Here is a 19,665-nt window from a genome sequence, read left to right on the forward strand (position 1 = left end):
CGCCGCCGATGGCGGCCGGTCCGCGCCGGCCGCCATCGGTCCGTTCTCAGCCGCTCACCGGTGCGAGGTGTACTCCACCACCTGCTGGAAGGTGGGCCGGTTCTGCCAGCTGATCCTGCCGTGCTTGATGCCGCCCAGGGCGCGCTGCGTGATCGAGTCGGCGCACCACTGGTCGCCCGCCGAGCACTGGTCGTCGCCCGGGTAGACCTGGGCGGCGGTCAGGCCCGACGCCGTCTTCAGCGTGCCGATGAGGATGTCCCGGCAGGAGCCGAGGCTGCCGCCGCCGCAGTACGTCCGTGCCAGGGGGCCCTGCACGGACTGGCCGAGCACCGCCCGGATGTCCTTGTCGACGTAGGACCACCAGCCGTACTGGAAGGAGCTGCCGGCGTGCGAGCCGGTCGGGCCGTGTCCGGCGGACGGGGCCTCGTCCACGGGCAGGTCGTTGGTGAACGCGGTGTACAGGTCGCTGCCCAGACCGGGCTCGAACTCCGCCTTCACCAGCTGCGGCCACCAGGCGTCCAGGATACGGATCGCGTCGGCGTCGGCGTACTTCTTCGAACCGGCCGACGTCTCGGTGCGTCTGGCGCCCGCCGTCACCCAGGCCTGGAGCTTGTTCACCGCCGCGGCGGCCGTGGAGTCGGTCACCGGGGACGAGGTGATCACCTTCAGCAGGCCGGGCAGCACGTCCTCGGCACGCAGATCGGCCAGGGCGGCATCCGCCATCGCCTTCACCAGTGCCGAGCGGGTCACCCCGCCGGCCGCGACGAGTTTCCTCACCCGGTCCTCCAGCAGGTTGCCTCGGTGCACCGAGCCCTCGCCCCAGGGCGCGGCCGCGTAGTCCTTGGCCTGCTTGTTGTTCCAGGAGATGTAGTAGTCCTGGTCGACGGAGGAGGGGTGGGCGGAGGCGGGGGTGTAGTCGGCGGTGTTCGTCGACCCGTCCCAGTTCCGCCACTCGTACGCCGGCCGGGCCCACACCGGGAACTCGGCGTCGACGCCGCTCGCCCGGACCGGGTTGTCACCGCTGTTGTAGTACGCGGTGTGCCGGGAGTCGGCGTAGAACCAGTTGAAGGTGTAGTTGATGTGCTGGGCCGCGCTCTGGAAGTCGGCGGGGCCCTTGACGTAGTCGGGGTCGTTCAGCATCTGGAAGCCGATGATCGAGTCGACCTCGTGCAGGTAGGAGGAGCGCAGGGTGGTGTACGCGACCTTCTTGCCGCCGACGGTCGCGCGGTACTCGACCGGTCCGTAGGCGGTCCGCCACACCCGCATGGTGTACGAGCCGGCCGCGGTGCCGTCGGCGACGGTCGGCGACCAGGAGTTCTTCCGCTCGACCTTGTCCATGGCGGTGCAGGTGCCGCGGTACAGGTAGTGGTAGTCGTCCTGGCACAGTTCGACGGCGTAGGTGTCGATGATGTCCTGGCCGGAGGTGGTGGCGCTCCAGGAGTAGTCCTGGCCCCGGCCGAGTTCGACGTACATGCTCAGGCCGGCGAAGGAGGCGCCGCGGGCGCTGATGCCCGGGCCCTGGATCTCCTGGAGCATGAGCAGCTGCGGGGCGAAGTAGCCGGTCTGCGGCCCGAAGACGGCGACGGGGTGGCCGCTCGCGGTGTGCTCGCCGCTGACGACGAGGGCGTTGGACATGCCGCGCCTGGCGGAACCGAGCGTGGTCCTGGCCGCCGTGCCGGAGGCACCGCGGGCGCTCGCGGTTCCGGCGCTGCCGGTGCGGTCGTAGACCAGCGGTTCCTGGGCCGCCGAGCCCGGGTCGGGCAGGGCCTCGCCCTGGGCGTCGTCGGGCCTGCCCGCGTAGGGGAAGCTCCGGCCGTCGTGGACGGTCAGCACGGCCTCGGGGTCGTTGCGCATCCGGAAGGACTCCCAGACCTTGGTGCCCTCCTCAACGCCGTACTTGGACTGGGCGGCGATCAGGGAGAGCGCGTTGTTCACCTCGCCGCCCCCGCCGGCGCCGAAGAGCGAGCCGACGACCGAGGCGAGCGCCACCAGGTCGGTGATCTTGAAGTGGTCGATGGTGCCGGCGTTGGTGATGGAGTCCTTGTGGCCGGTCAGGACGTACTCGCCCGGGAAGTAGCGGCCGCTGTCGGAGGCGTCGATGTAGGCGTTGACCCCGGCGAGGTAGGCGTCGGCGTCGGAGAGTGCCTGCTGCCCGCGGGCGCCGTTGCCGGCCACGGCGCGGTCGATCTGCGCCTGGAGGTCGGCCTCGGTGTAGGGGGCGTTGCGGTAGAACTCCTGCTCCAGGCCCTGGTTGGCGGGGGCGCCGCCGGCGAAGGAGGTCAGCTGGCCGCGGCCCACGTGCCGGAAGACGTCCATGAGCCACAGCCGGTCCTCGGCGGCCGCGTAGCCGGCGCCGAACTCGGTGCCGTAGCGGGTGGTGCCGGTGATGTGCGGCACGCCGGTCTTCTTGTCCCGGACGATCGACACGTCGGTGCGCCCGGCGGGCTTCTCGGTGGAGGCGACCTGGTCGGCGGGGACGCCGAAGGAGGCGTCGTCGAAGAAGGTGTTGATCTTCGCGTCGGTCAGGCCCTGGTAGCCGGTGGCGAGGCCCGCGTACGGGCCGAGCTGGTCCTCGGCGTGTGCGGGCTGGGTGCCGAAGACCTGGTTGAGCAGGATCTGGGCGAGGGTGGCGTTGCCGTTCTCGCCAGGCGGCAGGATGTCCGAACACTGGCCGCCGCAGTAGTCGTTCGAGGCGGCGAGGCCCTGCGTGGTGACGCCCTGGGCGGCGGCCTGGGTGAGCGGAGAGAGAAGGCCGGCGATCAGGACGCAGACGGATGCCGTCTTCAGGAACCCGGAGAGCTTGCGGGGAGTTCTCAGTTTGTCGAGCAACACGTTGCGTGGGGTGCGCCGTGTCATGGCAGCTCCTCCCGACGGGGGTGGGCCGGACGTTACCGCCGGTATCCCCGGGAGAGAAGATGAACATGCGTCAACTTCTTTGGTCACTTGGTCCGGTGCTCCCGGCGGTCAACCCGGGGCGCCTTATGGGAGGCATCGGAATTCGGATGGAGCCGGATCGCGTGTCGACACGTCTACAGGGCGACGTCGCGTGGAACCCGTACGGCGACGCCGAAGTGACCGAGGTACGGGCGCGGGTGTGACGGAGGTGCAGGGCGATGGCCGGATTCCGAAGTCTGGCGAGACAGGTACGGGACGCGCGATGCGATCTGGCGCTGCGGCGCTACTCGTTGCGCAAGTGTCTGGAGCGGTTCGCTCCCTATGGGCACCGGGCGACCTGGGACCATCTGTGCGCACGGGCCGGTTTCGGCCCGGAGGACCGCTCTCCCGATCCGGCGCGGCTCGTGGCCGCGTTGGAGGAGCTGGAGGAGGCCCGGGCCGTATGGCTGGCCTACGAGTCCCAGTTCGCCGAACGCCGCAGGAAGGAGAAGCACGACGGGCTGCGCAGGCCGGGCAGTGTGGACGACTGGCACCGGATGACCTGGGGCGGGTTCGGGGTCGCCTGGTGCGACGACCCGGGGATCCATCCGGGCGCTCCGCTCGCGGAGGTGCTGCGCCGGCTGATAGCCGCACTGGAGCGCAAACCGGCCTCGGTCTGTCCGGTCTGCGACGGGGAGCGCCTGGTGTGGACGTACGGCCTGGACCACGATCCGTCGTCCGGCCCGGTCTGCGCGGACTGCGGCATCCTCGTGCCGCGGCCGGTGCTGACACCGCGGGCGCTGGCGTTCGCCCGGCGTGAACGGCTGCTGATGTCGGCCTGAGCGCGGAGCCCGACGCCAGGAACGCGGCCGCGACGACGCGTCCACGGCCCCGGCGAAGCGGACCGACGGGAGTGACGGACCGACCGGACCGACCGGGCTGACGCGACTGAGCGGAACTGACGGACCGACCGGACGACCACGACCACCACGACGACCACGACCACGACCACGACGACGACGACGACCAGCGTGACGGGCACGACCACGGCCGGGGGCACGAGCGGGGAACCCGGCCGGTGGACCCGGCCGGACAGCGACCAGGGAAGCGACCGAGCGACGGCCCGAGGGCGGGGCCGGCGGGGATGTGCCGGGGTGCGCCGGGGATGCCGCACCACCGGTCCGCACCGGCGCGGAACCGCCGATGGAACCACGCGAGCGCCGTGGAGGCAGGGCGCGGGTCCGTCCCGACGGGCACCGCACAGGCACGGGCGGTATGGACGCCCCCTGACGGCCGTGGAGTCGCGGCGAGCCGCCGTCCACGCTCTCAGCCGGTGGCCGAGGGGCGGGCCCAGTAGGGGTCGTTCCAGCGCTCCTCGTAGGGGAGGCCGACGAGCCGGGCGCGGATCGCCAGGTCCTCCTTCCCCTGTGCGCGGAGCCGGTCAGGGGCGTTGCGGGCGAGCCAGGCACGGAGTTCGCCGACGGCCCCGGCCTCGTCCTCCGGCTGCCACCAGGTGAACGGCCAGCGGTCGGTGATCAGGTCGTACAGCCACGTCTGCGCGCAGTCCACGAGGTGGACGTCGGCCACGGGGTGCGCGTCCCACCCGTCGAGCAGCGGGGTCGTCGCGCGCAGGATCGAGGCGCAGGTCTCGAACACGTCCGTCACCGGGTAGGGCGGCTCGGGCGTGGTGAGCACGTCCTGCCACCAGGCGAGCACGAACGCCTCGACGGCCGCGGCCTGTTCCGCCGGCCAGGACCGCCAGTCCGCCCGGCTCAGGCCGTGGGGCGCCCAGCCGACGTCCTCCAGGGTGCCGTCGGCCATCGCGTGGGCGCACTGCGGCAGCAGACGCCGCAGCACGGCGTCGTGGTCCTCGAAGTGGCCGGGCCCCTCATGGACGAAACGGCGCAGCAGGCCGGGCGGGACCGTGGTGTACGGCGTGCGCAGCCAGGCTGCGTCCTCGGGGGCGTAGCAGAGCGGGCAGCCGGTCTCGGCCGGGCTGGCGAAGCCGTTGAAGACCGTGTCGATGTCCGCGAGCGCGGCGGCGAGTGCGGGCGTGGGCATGGGATCGCGGCCCCTGTCGGGTACTCCGTGCCGGGGCGTCGCCGACGGCCGAAGAGAGGGACGCTAGCAGCCGGCAATCCGCTCGCTCCACCCGTTTCCCGTCCGGACACTGGGCCGCGATGGAACACGTCCGAGGAACATGACGTTCCCGCCCGCGAGGAATCCGGAGATGTCGACGCTGCGCGTCACCGCCGAAGTGCTGACCGTCCATGACCACCCGAACGCCGACGCGCTCGAACTGGCCCAGGTGGGCCTGTACCGGGCCGTCGTCGCCAAGGGCGTCTACCGGACCGGCGACACGGCCGTGTACATCCCCGAGCAGTCCGTGCTGCCGGGCGCGCTGATCGAGGAACTGGGGCTGACCGGACGGCTGGCGGGCGGCGACGGGAACCGGGTCAGGGCCGTACGGCTGCGGGGCGAGCTGTCGCAGGGCCTCGTGTGCCGGCCGGACGCGCTCGCGGGCGTGGACCTGGCGCGGGCCGCGGCCGAGGGCACCGACTTCGCGGAGCTGCTGGGCATCACCAAGTGGGTGCCGCCGGTCCCGCCGACCATGAGCGGAGAGGTCGAGCGGGCGCCGGAACTGCTGCCGTGGACCGACATCGAGAACATCCAGCGGTACCCGGACATCTTCGTGCCGGGCGAGCCGGTCGTCCTGACGGAGAAGCTGCACGGTTCGGCGTGCCTGCTCACGTACACCGCCGACGGGGACCGGGTGCGGGTGTCCTCGAAGGGCTTCGGCGCCAGATCGCTCGCGCTGCGGGAGGATCCGCGCAACCTGTACTGGCGTGCCGTGCGCGCGCACGGGGTGGCCGAGGCCGCCGCCCGGCTCTGCGAGCGGCTGGGCGCGCGGCGGGTCGGGATCTTCGGCGAGGTCTACGGCGCCGGGGTGCAGGACCTCACGTACGGCGCCGACGGGCGGCGCGCGACGCTGGGGTACGCCGCGTTCGACGTGGCGGCCGAACTGGACGGGACGGTGCGCTGGCTGGACGCGGCGGAACTGCTCGCGGGTGAGCTGCCGTTGGCGCCCGTGCTGTTCTCGGGGCCGTACGACATCGCCCGCGTGACGGAGTGCGCGAGCGGGCGCGAGACGGTGTCCGGGCGGGAGCTGCACCTGCGCGAGGGCGTGGTGATACGCCCTGCCGTCGAGCGGTACAGCGCGGTGACCGGGGGCCGGGCCATCGCCAAGGCCGTCAGCCCCGCGTACCTGACCCGCAAGGGCGGCACCGAGTACGAGTGAGCCCCGGGCGGCCGGTCCCGCGTCTGTCCCGCGTCCGCGCCGATCCGCGGGGCAGGCCCGGGGATGCCCCCCGGGGACAGTGCCCGGGGGGATGTCTCCCTAGCGACCCTCCGCCATGAGGCGGGAGCCCGTCAGCCGTTCGCCGTAGGCGTCGTCGGGGTTGGACAGGACGCAGGTGTCCAGGGACAGACATCCGCATCCGATGCAGTCCGTGAGATGGTCGCGCAGCCGGTTCAACTGCCTGATCCGCTCGTCCAGTTCGGAGCGCCACGCCTCGGACAGCCGGGCCCAGTCCTCGCGGGTCGGGGTGCGCTCCTCGGGGAGTTCGGCGAGGGCCTCGCGGATGGTCGCCAAAGGGATGCCCACGCGCTGGGCGGCGCGGACGAAGGCCACGCGGCGCAGCGCGTCGCGGCTGTAGCGGCGCTGGTTGCCGGAGGTGCGGCGGCTGGTGATCAGGCCCTTGGACTCGTAGAAGTGCAGGGCGGAGACGGCGGCGCCGCTTCGCGCGGACAGCTGGCCGACGGTCAGCTCGTGGATCTTCTCGGGAATCTGCGGCACTCCTGAGAGCCTACCGACACGGCGGGTGCGCCCGGCCGGCCCCACCGCCCCGCCGATCCGACGCTCGCGGCCCACCGCCCCGCCGCTCCCACCGCCTCGCCGCTCCCGCGGCCTCCGCCCCCGCCGTCGGCCGCGCTCCGTTGACAGGCGCCCCGCTCCCGACCATGCTAAGCAGTTGCTTAGGGACGTACGAGCGAGAGGCCGGGATCATGGCAGAACCGAGGACCTTCACCTCCCCCGACGAGCTGAAGGCCGCCGTCGGCGAGCAGCTCGGTCACACCGACTGGGTGGAGATCGACCAGAAGCGGATCGACCTCTTCGCCGAGGCCACCGGGGACCACCAGTGGATCCACGTGGACCCGGAGAAGGCGGCGGCCGGACCGTTCGGGACCACCATCGCGCACGGCTATCTCACGCTCTCGCTGCTCCCGCTGTTCGGGCCGCAGCTCATCCACGTCGAGGGCGTCAAGATGGGCGTCAACTACGGGACGAACAAGGTCCGTTTCCCCGCGCCCGTCCCGGTCGGCTCCCGGCTGCGCGCGACCGCGGCAATCACCGGTGTCGAGGACGTGCCCGGAGGCGTCCAGGTGGCCGTGGCCTTCACGGTGGAGCGCGAGGGCGGCGACAAGCCGGTGTGCGTCGCGGAGTCGGTCTCCCGCTACTACATCTGAGGCGCCGGTACCCGTCGCCGGGGTCACGCCACCGGCCGCGAGGCACCGGCCACGAGACACCATGGCGGCCGTGGGCCCGGAGTGCGGCGGCCGTAGGCCCGGAGTGCGGCACCCGGGGGTGCGGCCCCCGGGCCCGCGGCTGACGCGTCCCAGGAGGCGCCCCCGGTGCCCCGGCCCGCGAAGACCGGGGAGACGCCCCCCTAGCGGGCGCCCACCATCCGCAGCACGAGGTCGGCGTAGAGCTCGCCGACCTCCTCGGGCGTGCGGGGGCCCTCCACGTTGAACCAGCGGGCCACGTCGATGCAGAGCGACATGACGGCGAGCGTGGTGCCCTGGACGTCCAGGACGTCGAACTCGCCGGAGGCGACACCGTCCTCGATGATCCCGCGGACCTCGGCGTCGACCTTGCGGCGCAGGGCGAGGATCTCGGTGCGGGCGTCGGGGCCGAGCGCGTCGAGTTCGTACTGCACGACCCGGGCGGTGGTGCGTCCGCCGGCGTGCCAGCGGACGAAGGAGCTGACCGCGTCGGCGAGCCGCTCGGAAGCGGTGCCCTCGCGCGCGGCCGCCGTGCGCAGGATGTCCAGGGCCCTGTCGTGACCGATGCGGCTGATCCGGTGGAGCAGCTCTTCCTTGGTCTTGTAGTGGATGTAGAGCGCGGCCGGGCTCATGCCGGCGCGGCCCGCGATGTCACGGGTCGTCGTCGCGTGGTACCCGCGCTCGGCGAAGGCCTCCACGGCGGCGACGAGAAGGCGCCGGGCCGCGTCAGGGGTGACTTCCGCCCACGGCCCGGCTTCGCCGCCGGCCGTCTCCTCCGCCGTACTCATCGCTCGCTCGCCCCTCTTCGGTGACAGGACCCACACCATACAGCCGAAGGTGAGCGCGCGCTTAGTGGAGCGGGCGCGGGAGGTACGCGGCCGCCGCGCGGCACGGCCCCGCCGTGCCGCGGCAGGCGCCCGGCGAGGTCACAGCTTCTCGAAGGGGTCGTGCTCGGCGAGCAGTTTCTCCAGGCGCGCCTGGTCGACCCGGCTGACGATCTGCCCGGCCTCCTGACGGTCCCGGATCACCTTGGCGAGGGTGAAGGCGGAGGTGACGAGGTAGAGCACGGCGATGCCGAGGAAGCTGCGCACCCAGGCGTCGGCGTGCAGCCGGAGGATGCCGACGGTGGTGGCCACCATGGCGATGGCGAAGGACGCGACGGCCTGACCGTAGAAGGCGGCCGTGTTCTGCTGCTTGACCGGTGTGTCACTCATGGGACGAGCATCGGCGAACGTGGCCCGCGCCACATCCGCCGGAATACTCAGTCACGTACTCAGAACGCCGAGACTCCCGTCAGGGCACGCCCGATGAGCAGCTTCTGGATCTGGCTCGTGCCCTCGTAGAGGGTCATCACCCGGGCGTCGCGCAGGAGCTTGCCGACGGGGTACTCGTCGATGTAGCCGTAACCGCCGTAGACCTGGAGGGCGTTGTTGGCGGCGCGGACGGCGGCCTCGGAGGCGAAGAGCTTGGCCTTGGAGGACTCGACGGCGAACGGCTGCCCGCGGTCGATCAGGTCGGCCACCCGCCAGGTCAGCAGCCGGGCGGCGTCCACGTCGACGGCGATGTCGCTGATCAGCTCCTGCACCAGCTGGTACCCGGCGATGGGCCTGCCGAACTGTTCGCGCTCCCCCGCGTATCCGACGGCCGCGTCCAGCGCGGCCTGGGCTATGCCGACGCAGCCGGCGGCGACGGACATCCGGCCCTTGGCGAGCGCGGACATGGCGACGGTGAACCCCTTGCCCTCCTCCCCGACCAGCGCCGAGGCGGGCACCCGCACCCCCTCCAGGACCAGTTCGGCGGTGGCCTGGCCGCGCAGGCCGAGCTTGCCGTGGATGGCGCGGCGGGAGACCCCGGGCGTGTCGAGGGGGACGAGGAACGCGGAGACGCCCTTGTGGCCGGGGGCGTCGGTGGAGCGGGCGAAGAGGAGGACCACGTCGGCCCAGGTGCCGTTGGTGATGAACATCTTGGTGCCGTCGATGACGAACTCGTCGCCCTCGCGCACGGCCCGGGTGGTGAGGTTTCCGGCGTCGGAGCCGGTGCCGGGCTCGGTGAGGCCGAAGCAGCCGATGTGGTCGCCGGCCGTCAGCCCCGGCAGCCAGCGCCGCTTCTGCTCCTCGCTCCCCCAGGCCGCGATCGACTTGGCGACGAGTCCGAGGGAGACGGAGACGATCCCGCGCACGGAGGAGTCGCCGCGCCCCAGTTCCTCGGTGACGAGGCAGTACGCGAGGTGGTCGCCGCCCGAGCCGCCGTACTCCTCGTCGATGGTCAGACCGAGGAAGCCGACCTCGCCGAGCTTCTTCACGATGCCCCGGTCGACGTCCTCGGCGCGGTCCCAGGCGGTCACGTGGGGGGCGATCTCCCGCTCCACGAAGTCCCGGGCGAGCCGCCGGACCGCGGCCTGTTCCTCGCTGAGTCCCAGGTTCACCACGAGATCACCCCACACCAGACGGATCTTGAAAGCCGTACATTTAAATTAGCACTGCTAGTTTCTTGTCGCAGCCCTACTATGTGCGCCATGGCCCGACCGCGCAAGCCCCTGCTCAGCACCGACCGGATCGTCGAGACGGCCCGGGAACTCGTGGACGCGGAAGGCCTGGCCGCCGTCTCGACCCGGCGGCTCGCCGCCGAACTCGGAGTGAGCGGACCGTCCCTCTACAACCACTTCCGCACCAAGGACGAGATCCTGGAGGCGGTCGCGGACTCGGTGAGCGCCCTGGTCGACCTGGCGATGTTCGAGGACGGCCGGGACTGGCGGACCGCGCTGCACGACTGGGCGGTCTCCTACCGGGCCGCGCTGCGCGCCCACCCGAACATCGTCCCCGTCCTCGCCCGCGGCCCCGGCCGGCGCCCGGCCGCCCTGCGCCTGGCCGACGCGGTGTACGGCGCGATGGTCGACGCCGGCTGGCCGCCGGCCCAGGCGACCAGCATCGGCGCGCTGATGCGGTACTTCATCATGGGCTCCGCGCTCGGCTCCTTCGCCGGGGGCTTCGTCGACGACGCGAGCGCCTACGACCCCTGCGACTACCCGCACCTCGGCCAGGCGCATCTGCTCGCCGAACGCCAGGAGGAGGTCGACGAACGGGCCTTCGAAGCGGGGCTCCTGGCCCTGCTGGACGGGCTGGCCGGGCAGTTCGAGCAGGTACGGCGGAGCGAGCGGCGATAGTTCGGCCGACGCCGAAGCGTCGGGGGTCCATGCTGGGGACATGACCGCCGAGGACTCCAGGAAACGCACGCCCGCCGCGGCCTCCGGGGACTCCGGGGCCGGGGGCTACGTGGGCTACGGGGGCGCCGCGGCCTCCGGGAGCGCGCGGGCCGTGTCCGGGGGCTCGCGGGCCGTGCCAGCAGCCTCCGGGGACTCGCGGGTCGTGCCTGGGGCGCCCAGGGTGTCCGGGGCGCCCGGGGGCTCGCGGGCCGCCGGCCTCGCCTCCTTCGCCGCGCTGATCGCGGACGAGACGCGGGCCTCGTGCCTGCTCGCGCTGCTGGACGGACGCGCCTGGACCGCCGGTGAACTGGCCCGGCACGCCGGGGTCGCGCCGTCGACCCTGAGCGAGCACCTGAGCAGGCTGGTCGCCGGCGGGCTGCTCGCACAGGAGCGGCAGGGACGGCACCGGTACGTCCGGCTGGCCGGGCCCCGCGTGGCACAGCTGGTCGAGGACCTGGTCACCCAGGTGCCCGGCGGCGCGGTCGTACGGCCGCGCACCCTGCGCGAGTCGAGCGCGGGCTCCGCGATGGCCCGCGGCCGCACCTGTTACGACCACCTGGCCGGGCGGCTGGGCATCGTGCTCACCGACGCGCTCACCGCACGGGGGCTGCTGCGGCAGGACACCGGGTTCGCGCTCACGGACGCGGGCATGGAGTGGTTCGGCGCCCGGGGGATCACGCTGGTCCGGAGCGGCCGCCGCCCCCTGGCCCGCGGCTGCCTGGACTGGACCGAGCGCAGGCCGCACCTGGCGGGCGTGGCGGGAGCCGCGCTGTGCCGGTACGCCCTGGACTCGGGGTGGTGCGTGCGCATCGGGTCGGAGCGCGCGGTGCGGGTGACACCGGCCGGTGAGCGGAACCTGCGCGAGCTGCTGGGGATCGACGCGGCGGCCCTGGGCTGAACCGCCCGCGGCCACCGCGCCACGGCGTCACCAGTCGTCCGTCACCCGTCGCGCCTGCCGCCTGCCGCCCGTCGCCCGTCGCCCGTCGCCCGTCGCCCGCCATCGTGTCCGAATTCCGCGAGTCGTGAGCGATCTTCCGACCTAGTCTCAGGAACATGATGAACACCACCTCACGCCGGCGGGCGCTGCCCGTCGCCGCGGCCGTCGTCACCGTCGTGCTGTGGGCCTCCGCGTTCGTGGCGATCCGCCGCGCGGGGGACGCCTACTCGCCCGGGGCGCTGGCGCTCGGCAGGCTGCTCGCCGGCACCGTCACGCTGGGACTCATATGGGCGGTACGGCGGGAGGGGTGGCCGCCCCGGTCGGCGTGGCGCGGGATCCTGCTGTCCGGGGTGCTGTGGTTCGGGTTCTACATGGTGGCCCTGAACTGGGGCGAGCGTGAGGTGGACGCGGGGACCGCGGCCCTCGTGGTGAACGTGGGTCCGCTGCTGATCGCCCTGCTCGGCGCGCGGCTGCTCGGCGACCCGATGCCGCCCCGGCTGCTGGCGGGGATGGCCGTGTCGTTCGCCGGCGCGGTGACCGTGGGGGTGTCGATGTCGGCGGGAGGCGGCGGGGCCTCGCTGCTCGGGGTGGTGCTGTGTCTGCTCGCGGCGGCCGCGTACGCCTGCGGGGTGGTGGCGCAGAAGCCCGCGCTCGGGCAGGCCGGCGCGCTGCAGGTGACGACCTTCGGGTGCGCGGTGGGCGCGGTGGTCTGTCTGCCGTTCGCCGGGCAGTTGGTGAGCGAGGCGGCGCACGCGCCCGTGGGCGCGACCGTCGACATGGTCTACCTGGGCGTCTTCCCGACCGCGCTGGCCTTCACGACCTGGGCGTACGCGCTGGCACGCACCACCGCGAGCAGGATGGGGGCGACGACGTACGCCGTGCCGGCGCTGGTCGTGCTGATGTCGTGGCTGGTGCTCGGCGAGGTGCCGGGGCCGCTGACGCTGGGCGGCGGCGTGCTGTGCCTGGCGGGCGTGGCCGTCTCCCGGTCCCGGGCGGCGGCACGGGCCGGGGAGCGGCCCGCGGCGCGGACGCGGCTCTGGCCGGGCGCGGAGCTCCGGGGGCGGGCGGCACGGGCCGCGGCGCCGGAGGGAGATCCGGTGCCGCGGCCCGAGGGGACGCCGGAAGCGGGGTCGGCGCGCTGAACGCGCCCGGTCCGCGAGGATCTTGACGGGGCCGGGGCGGTGAGGAGGCGGGCTAGAAGATCACCAGGGCGCGGCCGCCCTTGCCGGCGAGCATGTTGTCGAAGGCGGCCGGGATGTCCTCCAGGCCGATGTGTTCGGTGACGAGGCCGGAGAGGTCCAGCCGGCCCTGCCGTACGTGCTCCGCGAGCACCGGCACGTCACGGGCGGGGTCGGTGTTGCCGTAGACGCAGCCGGACAGGGTGCGGCCCCAGTGGAAGAGCTCCAGGGCGTTGAAGGTGACCTCCTGGTCCTTGCCTCCGATGCCGACGACGGTCGTACGGCCGCCCCGGCGGGTGGAGTCCCAGGCGGCGCGGATGGTGACGGCGCGGCCCACGCACTCCACCGCGACGTCGACGCCCTGCTTGCCGGTGAGGCCCCGGATCTCGCGGGCGCTCTGGTCGGAGGCGAGGACGAAGTCGGTGGCACCGGCCCGGCGGGCCAGTTCCTCCTTCTCCGCGGAGACGTCGACGGCGACGACGCGGGACGCGCCCGCGATGCGGGCCGACTGCAGGGCGGCGAGGCCCACTCCCCCGACGCCGAACACGGCCACCGTCTCGCCGGGCCGTACCTGTGCCGAGTGGTGGACGGCGCCGTAGCCGGTGAGGACGGCGCAGCCGAGGAGGGCGGCGTCGGTGAGCGGGATGCCGTCGGGGAGGGGCAGCACGCAGGACGCGGAGACCACCGTCTCCTCGGCGAACGCGGCGACGTTCAGGCCGGGATGGAGCTCGGTGCCGTCGGCCGTACGGGCGTAGACGTCTCCGGCGCCGTTGAGGGCGTTGGCGCACAGCCAGACCTCACCGAGTGTGCAGGCGTGGCATGTTCCGCAGGACGGGGCCCAGTTGAGGACGACGGAGTCACCGGGCGCCACATGGGTGACGCCCTCCCCCACGGCGACGACCGTACCGGCGCCCTCGTGGCCGAGGACCGCGGGCACCGGCACCCGCATGGTGCCGTTGGAGAGGGACAGGTCGGAGTGGCAGACCCCGGCCGCGGCAAGGCGCACCCGGACCTGTCCGGGGCCGGGGTCGGGCAGTTCGATGCCGGTGACCTCCAGGGGTGCGCCGACGGCGGGCAGGACGGCGGCTCGTACGGCCATGGCTCGGGAACTCCCTCGGGAAAACCGTGCTGGATCGGAAAGGGCTCAGAACTGGAGGGACTTGGTCTGGAGGTACTCGGCGAGTCCGTGCGCGCCGAGTTCGCGGCCCACTCCGGACTGCTTGTAACCGCCGAACGGGGCGCGGGGGTTGAAGCGGCCGCCGTTGATGTCGACCTGCCCGGTGTCCATCCGGCGGGCGAAGGCGACCGCCTCGGCCTCGTCGGCGGCCCAGACGGCCCCGGCGAGGCCGTACACGGTGCCGTTGGCGATGCGCAGGGCGTCGTCCTCGTCCTCGTAGGGCAGGACGCAGAGGACCGGGCCGAAGATCTCCTCCTGGGCGACGGTCATCTCGGGGGTGACGTCGGCGAAGACGGTCGGGCTGACGAAGTAGCCCTGCTCGCGCGGGGCTTCGGGTCCGCCGGCGACCAGGCGGGCGCCCTCGGCGACGCCCTTCTCGATGTAACCGCGCACCCGCTCCTGCTGCTTGGCGTTGACCAGGGGGCCGATGCGGGTGCCGTACTTGGCGGCGGCCGCGGCCGCGAGCTCCACGGCCTCCTCGTACCGGTCGCGGTGGACCAGCATGCGGGTCCAGGCGCTGCACGTCTGGCCGGAGTTGGACATCACGTTGGCGACGCCGACGTTGACCGCCTTGGCGAGGTCGGCGCTCGGCAGGATGACGTTGGCCGACTTGCCGCCGAGTTCCAGGGCGACCCGCTTCACGGCCGCGCCGGCCGCCGCGCCGATGCTCCGGCCGACCGCGGTGGAGCCGGTGAAGGAGACCAGGTCGACGTCCGGGTGTTCGGCGAGAGCCTGCCCGGCGACCGGCCCGACTCCGGTGACCAGGTTGAACACGCCCGCCGGCACACCCGCCTCGTGGACCGCCTCGGCGAACAGCTGGGCGGTGAGCGGGGTGTCCTCGGCGGGCTTGAGGACGATCGTGCAGCCGGCGGCGAGGGCCGGGGCGACCTTGGCGACGATCTGGTGGAGCGGGTAGTTCCAGGGGGTGATCGCGCCGACGACCCCGACGGGCTCGTGGAACACGGTGGAGTTGCCGACCTTCTCCTCGAAGGAGTGGGTGGCGGCCAGCTCGGCGTAGGAGCCGGCGACGGCGATCGGCACGGCGGCGTGCACGGCCTGGGAGAACGGGAGCGGGGAGCCGAGTTCGGCGGTGACCGTCTCGGCGATCTCGTCCTGCCGGGCCACGAGCGCGTCCCGCAGGGCGGCCAGGCGCGCGGCCCGCTCGGCGGGAGGCGTGGCCGCCCAGGCGGGGAGGGCGGCGCGCGCGGCGCGCACCGCGGTGTCGACGTCCGCGGCGCCGCCGGCCGGGACCCGGCCGATGACCTGCTCGTCGGCCGGGTTCACGACCTCGATCACGTCCTGGCTGTCGGCGGGGCGCCAGGCGCCGTCGATGTAGAGGCCGTCGTGTGCCTTCATGGTGCTTCCTCCCGGCGGTTGTGCGTCGTCCGGCACATAAACTAGCGGCGTTAGTTTTCGTGCGCCAGACATCCCGGGCACCGGGACGGTCCGGGCGCCCGGACGTACCCGGACATCCTCCTCGCCCGTACGGGGACACGCCCGGAGGCGGGCCGGGGGCGCGCCCGGCGCCCGGCCCGCCCGCGGCTCACGCGGAAGCCGGGATCGGGGCGCCGCCGCGGGCTCGGCGGGGACGGCCGGGGTCAGAGCGCCGCCGCGAGCTCCACGGGGATGCCGTTGAGGACCGCGTTGCCCGAGAGCGGGTCGAGCAGGCTGCCGTCGAGGAGCTGGTTGACGTTGACACCGGGGTCGGTGGCGGCGTGGTTCAGCCGGGTGCCGGGGCGGTCGTGGCCCCAGCCGTGCGGGAGGCTGACCACTCCGGGCCGGACGGCGTCGGTGACCTCGGCGCGCGCGGTCACCTCTCCCCCGGCCCCCTTCACCCGCACCGGCTGCCCGTCGAGCACACCGAGGCGGGCGGCGTCCTCGGGGTGCAGGTGCAGGGTGCAGCGGTTCGAACCGCCGGTGAGGGCGGGCACGTTGTGCATCCAGCTGTTGTTGGAGCGCAGGTGCCGGCGGCCGACGAGGACGAGTCCGGCGGGCCGCTCGCGCAGTGCCGCGCGGAGCCTCGGCAGGTCGCCGGCGATCGGTCCGGGCAGCAGCTCGATCTTGCCGCTGCGGGTCTTCAGCGGCTGCGGCAGGCGGGGGCGGAGCGGGCCGAGGTCGATGCCGTGCGGGCTGTCCAGCAGCCGGGCCAGGGTCAGCCCGTCGGGCCGTGCGCCGAACCCGTCGCCGTAGGGGCCGAGGCGCAGCATCATGTCGAGGCGGCGCTCGGGGCCGGTGTCGCCGGTGAGCAGGGCGGCGAGTGCGCGCGGGTCGCGGCCGTGGACCGGGGAGTGGGCCTCCTGGACGGCCTTGCCGAGGGTCTGGTCGATCACCATCGTGTCGACTGCCTCCGGGGCGGCGCCGTGCATCCCGGACGCGGCCAGGACCAGCCGGGCGTGGATCTCGGTCTCGGCCATCCTGCCCGGCTCCAGCGGGACGGCGGGCCGGCTGTAGCGGACCTGGTTGCGCACGGCGAGGGTGTTGAACGCGAAGTCGTGGTGCGGGCTCTGCGCGGGCGGGGGCGGCGGCAGCACCACGTCGGCGTGGCGGGAGGTCTCGTTGAGGTAGGGGTCGACGCTGACCATGAAGTCCAGCGATTCCAGGGCCTTGTCGAGGCGGTCGCCGTCGGGGGCGGACAGCACCGGGTTGGCCGCGATCACGACGAGCGCCCGCACGGGTTCGCCCTCACCGGTGGCCGTGTCGATCTCCTCGGCGAGCGCGGAGAGCGGCAACTCCCCCTTGGCCTCCGGCAGTCGGCGCACACGCGAGTGCCAGCGGCCGAGGGCGAAGCCGCGGCCGGGACCGGCGGGGCGGGGCGTGCGGTCGGTGGCGGCCTGCGGGAACAGGGCGCCGCCGGGCCGGTCGAGGTTGCCGGTCAGGGTGTTGAGGACGTCGACCAGCCAGCTCCCGAGGGTGCCGTGCGGGACGGTGCAGCTGCCGATGCGGGCGTAGACGGCGGCGGTGGGTGCGGCGGCCAGTTCGCGGGCGAGGGTGCGGATGAGGTCCGCGTCGACGTCGCAGGCCTCCGCGACGGCCTCCGGGGTGAAGTCCGCGAGGGCGTCCTGGAGTTCGCCGAGGCCCTCGACATGCGGGGCGAGGTCGCCGAGGTCGGCCAGCTTCTCCTCGAACAGCACGGTGGCCATCGCGGCGAGCAGCAGCGCGTCGGTTCCGGGCCGGATGGCGATGTGCCGGTCGGCGAGCCTGGCGGTGCGGGTGCGGCGCGGGTCCACGACGGTGAGCGTGCCGCCGCGTGCGCGCAGCGCCTTGAGCTTGCCCGGGAAGTCGGGCGCGGTGCACAGACTCCCGTTGGACTCCAGGGGGTTGGCGCCGATCAGCAGCAGATGACCGGTGTGGTCGAGGTCCGGTACGGGAATGGCGTTGGCGTCACCGAACAGGAGTCCGCTGGAGACGTGCTTGGGCATCTGGTCGACCGTGGAGGCGGTGAACAGGCTGCGGGTGCCGAGCGCGCCGACGAGCAGGGGCGGGTAGAGGCCGCCGGCGACGGTGTGCACGTTGGGGTTGCCGAGGACCACGCCGACGCTGTCGGGGCCGTGGCGTTCCACGAGCGGGCGCAGTCCGGCGGCGATCCGGTCGAACGCCTCCTCCCAGGTGGCCTCGCGCAGTTCGCCGTCCTCCCGGACGAGCGGGGTGCGCAGCCGGTCGGGGTCCGCGTCGACGGCGCCGAAGGAGGCGCCCTTGGGGCAGATGAAGCCCTTGCTGAAGACGTCCTCGCGGTCGCCGCGGGCACCGGTGACACGGGTGCCCTCGATGGTGAGGGTCAGCCCGCAGGTGGCCTCGCACAGGGGGCATATTCGCAGGGCGGTGCGGGACACGGGTCCTCCCGGAGGATCGGCGACGGTGCCGGGCGAGCGCGCGGGTGGGCTCAGCGGGAGCATACCGACCGGTACGCACGGAGGGGAGCCCCTTACGGGATCCCGGGCCCTCACGGACGGGATCCGGGCCCGTCCGGTACAGGATCCAGGCCTGCCGAGTACGGAGTCCGGGCCCGCCGAGTACGGGCTCCGGCCCCCGCGCGGCCCGGCGGCTCAGTCGAGCACGCGCGCCAGATAGGCCCGCAGCAGCGCCCGTGTCTCCTCGATGATCGCCGGGTCCCCCTGGGGTGCCATCCGGAAGGCCAGTTGGACGAGGGTGTCCGCGCTCTCTACGGCGACGAGGAAGGCGCGGCGCAGGTCGTCGTCGGGGGTGCGGCCGAGGAAGCCGGCGATCAGGCCGGTGAGGCGGTCCGCGACACGGGTGTTGGCACCGGTCCGGGCGGTCCCGACGGGGATCTGGTTGCCGAAGTCGACGAGGGAGAAGCCGGGGGCGGTGCGCTTCATGGCGAGGTACTCGTCGAGCACGGCGTCCATGACGGGACGCCAGTCACCGGCGGGCGGCCGGTCCGCCCCGCCTTCCGCCTCGGCCTCGGCTTCCGGCCCCCGGTCCGGTGCGGTTCCTTCACGCGCGTCGGGCGGGAGGGCGGCTCCGGCGCGGACGGCCTTCAGCCGCTCGGTGACGCGCTCGGTGTAGCGGTCCAGGTTCCGCTGGGCGAGCGCGTCGGCCAGCTGCCGCTTGTTGCCGAAGAACCGGTAGACCGAACCGATGGGCACGCCGGCGCGCTCGGCGACGGCCCGGGTGCTCAGGGCGTCGTATCCGGCCTCGTCGAGGAGGCCGGCGCAGGCGTCGAGGATCCTGGTCAGCCGTTCCGCGCTGCGCCGCTGGACGGGCGCGCGGCGAAGCGATGTCGCGTGGGGCACGGCCCTCATGATGCTCCTCCGCCGCGGCACGGTGAACCGCACCCCCACCGGAGCGGTTCGCATCCCGCCTCCGCGGGGGGCGCGGTGCGCCTCACGGCCGGCGCCGGGGACGCGCGGCGGTCCGCTACGCCGTGGGTCCGCTACCGCCGTCCGCTACCGCCATGGGTCCGCTACCGCTGCGGGTCCGCTACCGCCGTGTCCGCTACCGCCGTGGGTCCGGTGCCGTCTCCGCGGCGGACGCGGTGACGTCGGCGGTGCTCTGGACCGGCTTGCCGTGGACGGCCCACGCCGTGCCGTCGTCGGCGTACAGGCGGACGGTGAGGTGGTGGGTGCCCTGCGGGACGAGCCGGGCGGCGAGGTGACAGGCACGGGTCCGCAGGAGGCTCACCTGTCTGCCGTCGACGAAGAGGCGGGCCACCCCGCGTCCGACGGCCGGCTCGGGGCGGGTGCCGGGCGCGGAGAAGCGGAAGCGGCGCAGGGTCAGGACGACGTCCCAGCCGCCGGTCGCGCCGGGGGTCACCTCGATGCCGGCCCCGGGCGCCTGTCCGGCACCGGTCTCGCGCAGATGGCGGCCGGTGCCGTCGGTGCCTTCGAGGACCCGGCCGGCGGGCGAGGACCCGGTCCCGCGAGCGCGCTCCCCGACCTCCCCGCAGGCCGCGCCGAGCGGCAGCAGGAAGCAGAGCGCGAGCACGGCGCGGCCGCCGCGCACCCGCGCCACCGCAGACACAGCGGAGACGGTGGACACCGCAGACGCAGAAGATACGGCGGACGCAGAAGACACAGCAGACGCAGGAGACGCCCGAGGCACCGACGGGGCCTGCTGCGTCCGCGGCACCCGCGATACCCGCGACATCCACGACATATCAGCGACGTTAGAACAAAGCCGCGGTCCACGGGTCCCCCGGAAGTCCGGTTCCCGCGCTCTCCCGGACCCGGGTACGGGCGCCCTCTTGCGCGGGCCCCGGCGCATTCCTACGGTGAAG

General features: G+C 73.6%; 17 protein-coding genes. 6 read left to right on the forward strand and 11 right to left on the reverse strand.

Translation table 11 applies throughout. The annotated features are described in order from the left end of the window. Nucleotides 1-54 precede the first annotated feature (54 nt). Nucleotides 55-2,856 carry a penicillin acylase family protein gene (locus tag ACIPRD_RS25900; RefSeq protein ID WP_401566308.1) on the reverse strand — a complete coding sequence of 934 codons (2,802 nt, stop codon included), beginning with the start codon at nucleotides 2,854-2,856 and terminating at the stop codon, nucleotides 55-57. 257 nt (nucleotides 2,857-3,113) lie between these two features. Here ACIPRD_RS25900 and ACIPRD_RS25905 point away from each other — a divergent pair, with 257 nt between their 5' ends. Then, complete coding sequence (locus tag ACIPRD_RS25905; protein WP_356400013.1) at nucleotides 3,114-3,716, forward strand: hypothetical protein; 603 nt, start codon at nucleotides 3,114-3,116, stop codon at nucleotides 3,714-3,716. 484 nt (nucleotides 3,717-4,200) lie between these two features. On the opposite strand, the gene ACIPRD_RS25910 is transcribed toward ACIPRD_RS25905, so the two are convergent. Continuing rightward, nucleotides 4,201-4,935: a hypothetical protein gene (locus ACIPRD_RS25910; RefSeq protein WP_401566311.1), complete on the reverse strand. Its 735-nt coding sequence runs from the start codon at nucleotides 4,933-4,935 to the stop codon at nucleotides 4,201-4,203. Between the two features lie 169 nt (nucleotides 4,936-5,104). On the opposite strand from ACIPRD_RS25910, the gene ACIPRD_RS25915 reads away from it, so the two are divergent. Next, the gene (locus tag ACIPRD_RS25915) at nucleotides 5,105-6,172 is read left to right on the forward strand and encodes an RNA ligase (ATP) (protein WP_401566314.1); all 1,068 of its coding nucleotides are present in this window, start codon (nucleotides 5,105-5,107) and stop codon (nucleotides 6,170-6,172) included. A 99-nt stretch (nucleotides 6,173-6,271) separates the two neighbouring features. Here ACIPRD_RS25915 and soxR read toward each other — a convergent pair whose 3' ends face one another. Then, nucleotides 6,272-6,730 carry a redox-sensitive transcriptional activator SoxR gene (gene soxR, locus ACIPRD_RS25920; RefSeq protein WP_356400007.1) on the reverse strand — a complete coding sequence of 153 codons (459 nt, stop codon included), beginning with the start codon at nucleotides 6,728-6,730 and terminating at the stop codon, nucleotides 6,272-6,274. Nucleotides 6,731-6,939: 209 nt separating this feature from the next. On the opposite strand from soxR, the gene ACIPRD_RS25925 reads away from it, so the two are divergent. After that, on the forward strand, nucleotides 6,940-7,401 hold the full coding sequence (locus tag ACIPRD_RS25925; protein ID WP_401566317.1) for a MaoC family dehydratase: 462 nt from the start codon (nucleotides 6,940-6,942) through the stop codon (nucleotides 7,399-7,401). A 200-nt stretch (nucleotides 7,402-7,601) separates the two neighbouring features. Here the strand turns inward: ACIPRD_RS25925 and ACIPRD_RS25930 are convergent, their stop codons facing one another. From ACIPRD_RS25930 to ACIPRD_RS25940, 3 genes are all read right to left on the reverse strand, one after another. Beyond that, complete coding sequence (locus tag ACIPRD_RS25930) at nucleotides 7,602-8,225, reverse strand: TetR/AcrR family transcriptional regulator (protein WP_356400002.1); 624 nt, start codon at nucleotides 8,223-8,225, stop codon at nucleotides 7,602-7,604. A gap of 138 nt (nucleotides 8,226-8,363) precedes the next feature. Further along, on the reverse strand, nucleotides 8,364-8,651 hold the full coding sequence (locus tag ACIPRD_RS25935) for a YiaA/YiaB family inner membrane protein (protein ID WP_356400000.1): 288 nt from the start codon (nucleotides 8,649-8,651) through the stop codon (nucleotides 8,364-8,366). A gap of 59 nt (nucleotides 8,652-8,710) precedes the next feature. Further along, nucleotides 8,711-9,862: an acyl-CoA dehydrogenase family protein gene (locus ACIPRD_RS25940; protein ID WP_401566466.1), complete on the reverse strand. Its 1,152-nt coding sequence runs from the start codon at nucleotides 9,860-9,862 to the stop codon at nucleotides 8,711-8,713. Nucleotides 9,863-9,952: 90 nt separating this feature from the next. On the opposite strand from ACIPRD_RS25940, the gene ACIPRD_RS25945 reads away from it, so the two are divergent. From ACIPRD_RS25945 to ACIPRD_RS25955, 3 genes are all read left to right on the forward strand, one after another. After that, on the forward strand, nucleotides 9,953-10,600 hold the full coding sequence (locus ACIPRD_RS25945; protein ID WP_356399998.1) for a TetR/AcrR family transcriptional regulator: 648 nt from the start codon (nucleotides 9,953-9,955) through the stop codon (nucleotides 10,598-10,600). Between the two features lie 220 nt (nucleotides 10,601-10,820). Continuing rightward, nucleotides 10,821-11,537, forward strand: a complete 717-nt coding sequence (locus ACIPRD_RS25950; RefSeq protein WP_401566469.1) for an ArsR/SmtB family transcription factor — start codon at nucleotides 10,821-10,823, stop codon at nucleotides 11,535-11,537. Nucleotides 11,538-11,692: 155 nt separating this feature from the next. Further along, nucleotides 11,693-12,718: a DMT family transporter gene (locus ACIPRD_RS25955; RefSeq protein WP_401566321.1), complete on the forward strand. Its 1,026-nt coding sequence runs from the start codon at nucleotides 11,693-11,695 to the stop codon at nucleotides 12,716-12,718. Nucleotides 12,719-12,770: 52 nt separating this feature from the next. Here ACIPRD_RS25955 and ACIPRD_RS25960 read toward each other — a convergent pair whose 3' ends face one another. The 5 genes from ACIPRD_RS25960 to ACIPRD_RS25980 form a co-directional block, all read right to left on the reverse strand. Beyond that, nucleotides 12,771-13,853, reverse strand: coding sequence for a Zn-dependent alcohol dehydrogenase (locus ACIPRD_RS25960; RefSeq protein ID WP_356399994.1), 1,083 nt, complete (start codon nucleotides 13,851-13,853; stop codon nucleotides 12,771-12,773). A gap of 45 nt (nucleotides 13,854-13,898) precedes the next feature. Further along, entirely contained in the window at nucleotides 13,899-15,287 is a 1,389-nt protein-coding gene (locus ACIPRD_RS25965; RefSeq protein WP_401566323.1) for an aldehyde dehydrogenase family protein, read from the reverse strand. A 242-nt stretch (nucleotides 15,288-15,529) separates the two neighbouring features. After that, on the reverse strand, nucleotides 15,530-17,761 hold the full coding sequence (locus tag ACIPRD_RS25970) for a molybdopterin oxidoreductase family protein (RefSeq protein ID WP_401566325.1): 2,232 nt from the start codon (nucleotides 17,759-17,761) through the stop codon (nucleotides 15,530-15,532). Nucleotides 17,762-17,974: 213 nt separating this feature from the next. Further along, on the reverse strand, nucleotides 17,975-18,691 hold the full coding sequence (locus ACIPRD_RS25975; protein WP_401566328.1) for a TetR family transcriptional regulator: 717 nt from the start codon (nucleotides 18,689-18,691) through the stop codon (nucleotides 17,975-17,977). Between the two features lie 193 nt (nucleotides 18,692-18,884). Next, nucleotides 18,885-19,409: a hypothetical protein gene (locus ACIPRD_RS25980; RefSeq protein WP_401566331.1), complete on the reverse strand. Its 525-nt coding sequence runs from the start codon at nucleotides 19,407-19,409 to the stop codon at nucleotides 18,885-18,887. Nucleotides 19,410-19,665 lie beyond the last annotated feature (256 nt).

This window comes from Streptomyces sp. NPDC090108 (assembly GCF_044747185.1).
Lineage (GTDB): Bacteria > Actinomycetota > Actinomycetes > Streptomycetales > Streptomycetaceae > Streptomyces.

Bases quoted from the DNA above. Each gene is read 5' to 3' on its own strand.
- ACIPRD_RS25900 (WP_401566308.1), bottom strand. From the start codon at position 2,856: ATGACACGGCGCACCCCACGCAACGTGTTGCTCGACAAACTGAGAACT.
- ACIPRD_RS25905 (WP_356400013.1), top strand. From the start codon at position 3,114: ATGGCCGGATTCCGAAGTCTGGCGAGACAGGTACGGGACGCGCGATGC.
- ACIPRD_RS25910 (WP_401566311.1), bottom strand. From the start codon at position 4,935: ATGCCCACGCCCGCACTCGCCGCCGCGCTCGCGGACATCGACACGGTC.
- ACIPRD_RS25915 (WP_401566314.1), top strand. From the start codon at position 5,105: ATGTCGACGCTGCGCGTCACCGCCGAAGTGCTGACCGTCCATGACCAC.
- ACIPRD_RS25925 (WP_401566317.1), top strand. From the start codon at position 6,940: ATGGCAGAACCGAGGACCTTCACCTCCCCCGACGAGCTGAAGGCCGCC.
- ACIPRD_RS25930 (WP_356400002.1), bottom strand. From the start codon at position 8,225: ATGAGTACGGCGGAGGAGACGGCCGGCGGCGAAGCCGGGCCGTGGGCG.
- ACIPRD_RS25935 (WP_356400000.1), bottom strand. From the start codon at position 8,651: ATGAGTGACACACCGGTCAAGCAGCAGAACACGGCCGCCTTCTACGGT.
- ACIPRD_RS25945 (WP_356399998.1), top strand. From the start codon at position 9,953: ATGGCCCGACCGCGCAAGCCCCTGCTCAGCACCGACCGGATCGTCGAG.
- ACIPRD_RS25955 (WP_401566321.1), top strand. From the start codon at position 11,693: ATGATGAACACCACCTCACGCCGGCGGGCGCTGCCCGTCGCCGCGGCC.
- ACIPRD_RS25960 (WP_356399994.1), bottom strand. From the start codon at position 13,853: ATGGCCGTACGAGCCGCCGTCCTGCCCGCCGTCGGCGCACCCCTGGAG.
- ACIPRD_RS25965 (WP_401566323.1), bottom strand. From the start codon at position 15,287: ATGAAGGCACACGACGGCCTCTACATCGACGGCGCCTGGCGCCCCGCC.
- ACIPRD_RS25975 (WP_401566328.1), bottom strand. From the start codon at position 18,691: ATGAGGGCCGTGCCCCACGCGACATCGCTTCGCCGCGCGCCCGTCCAG.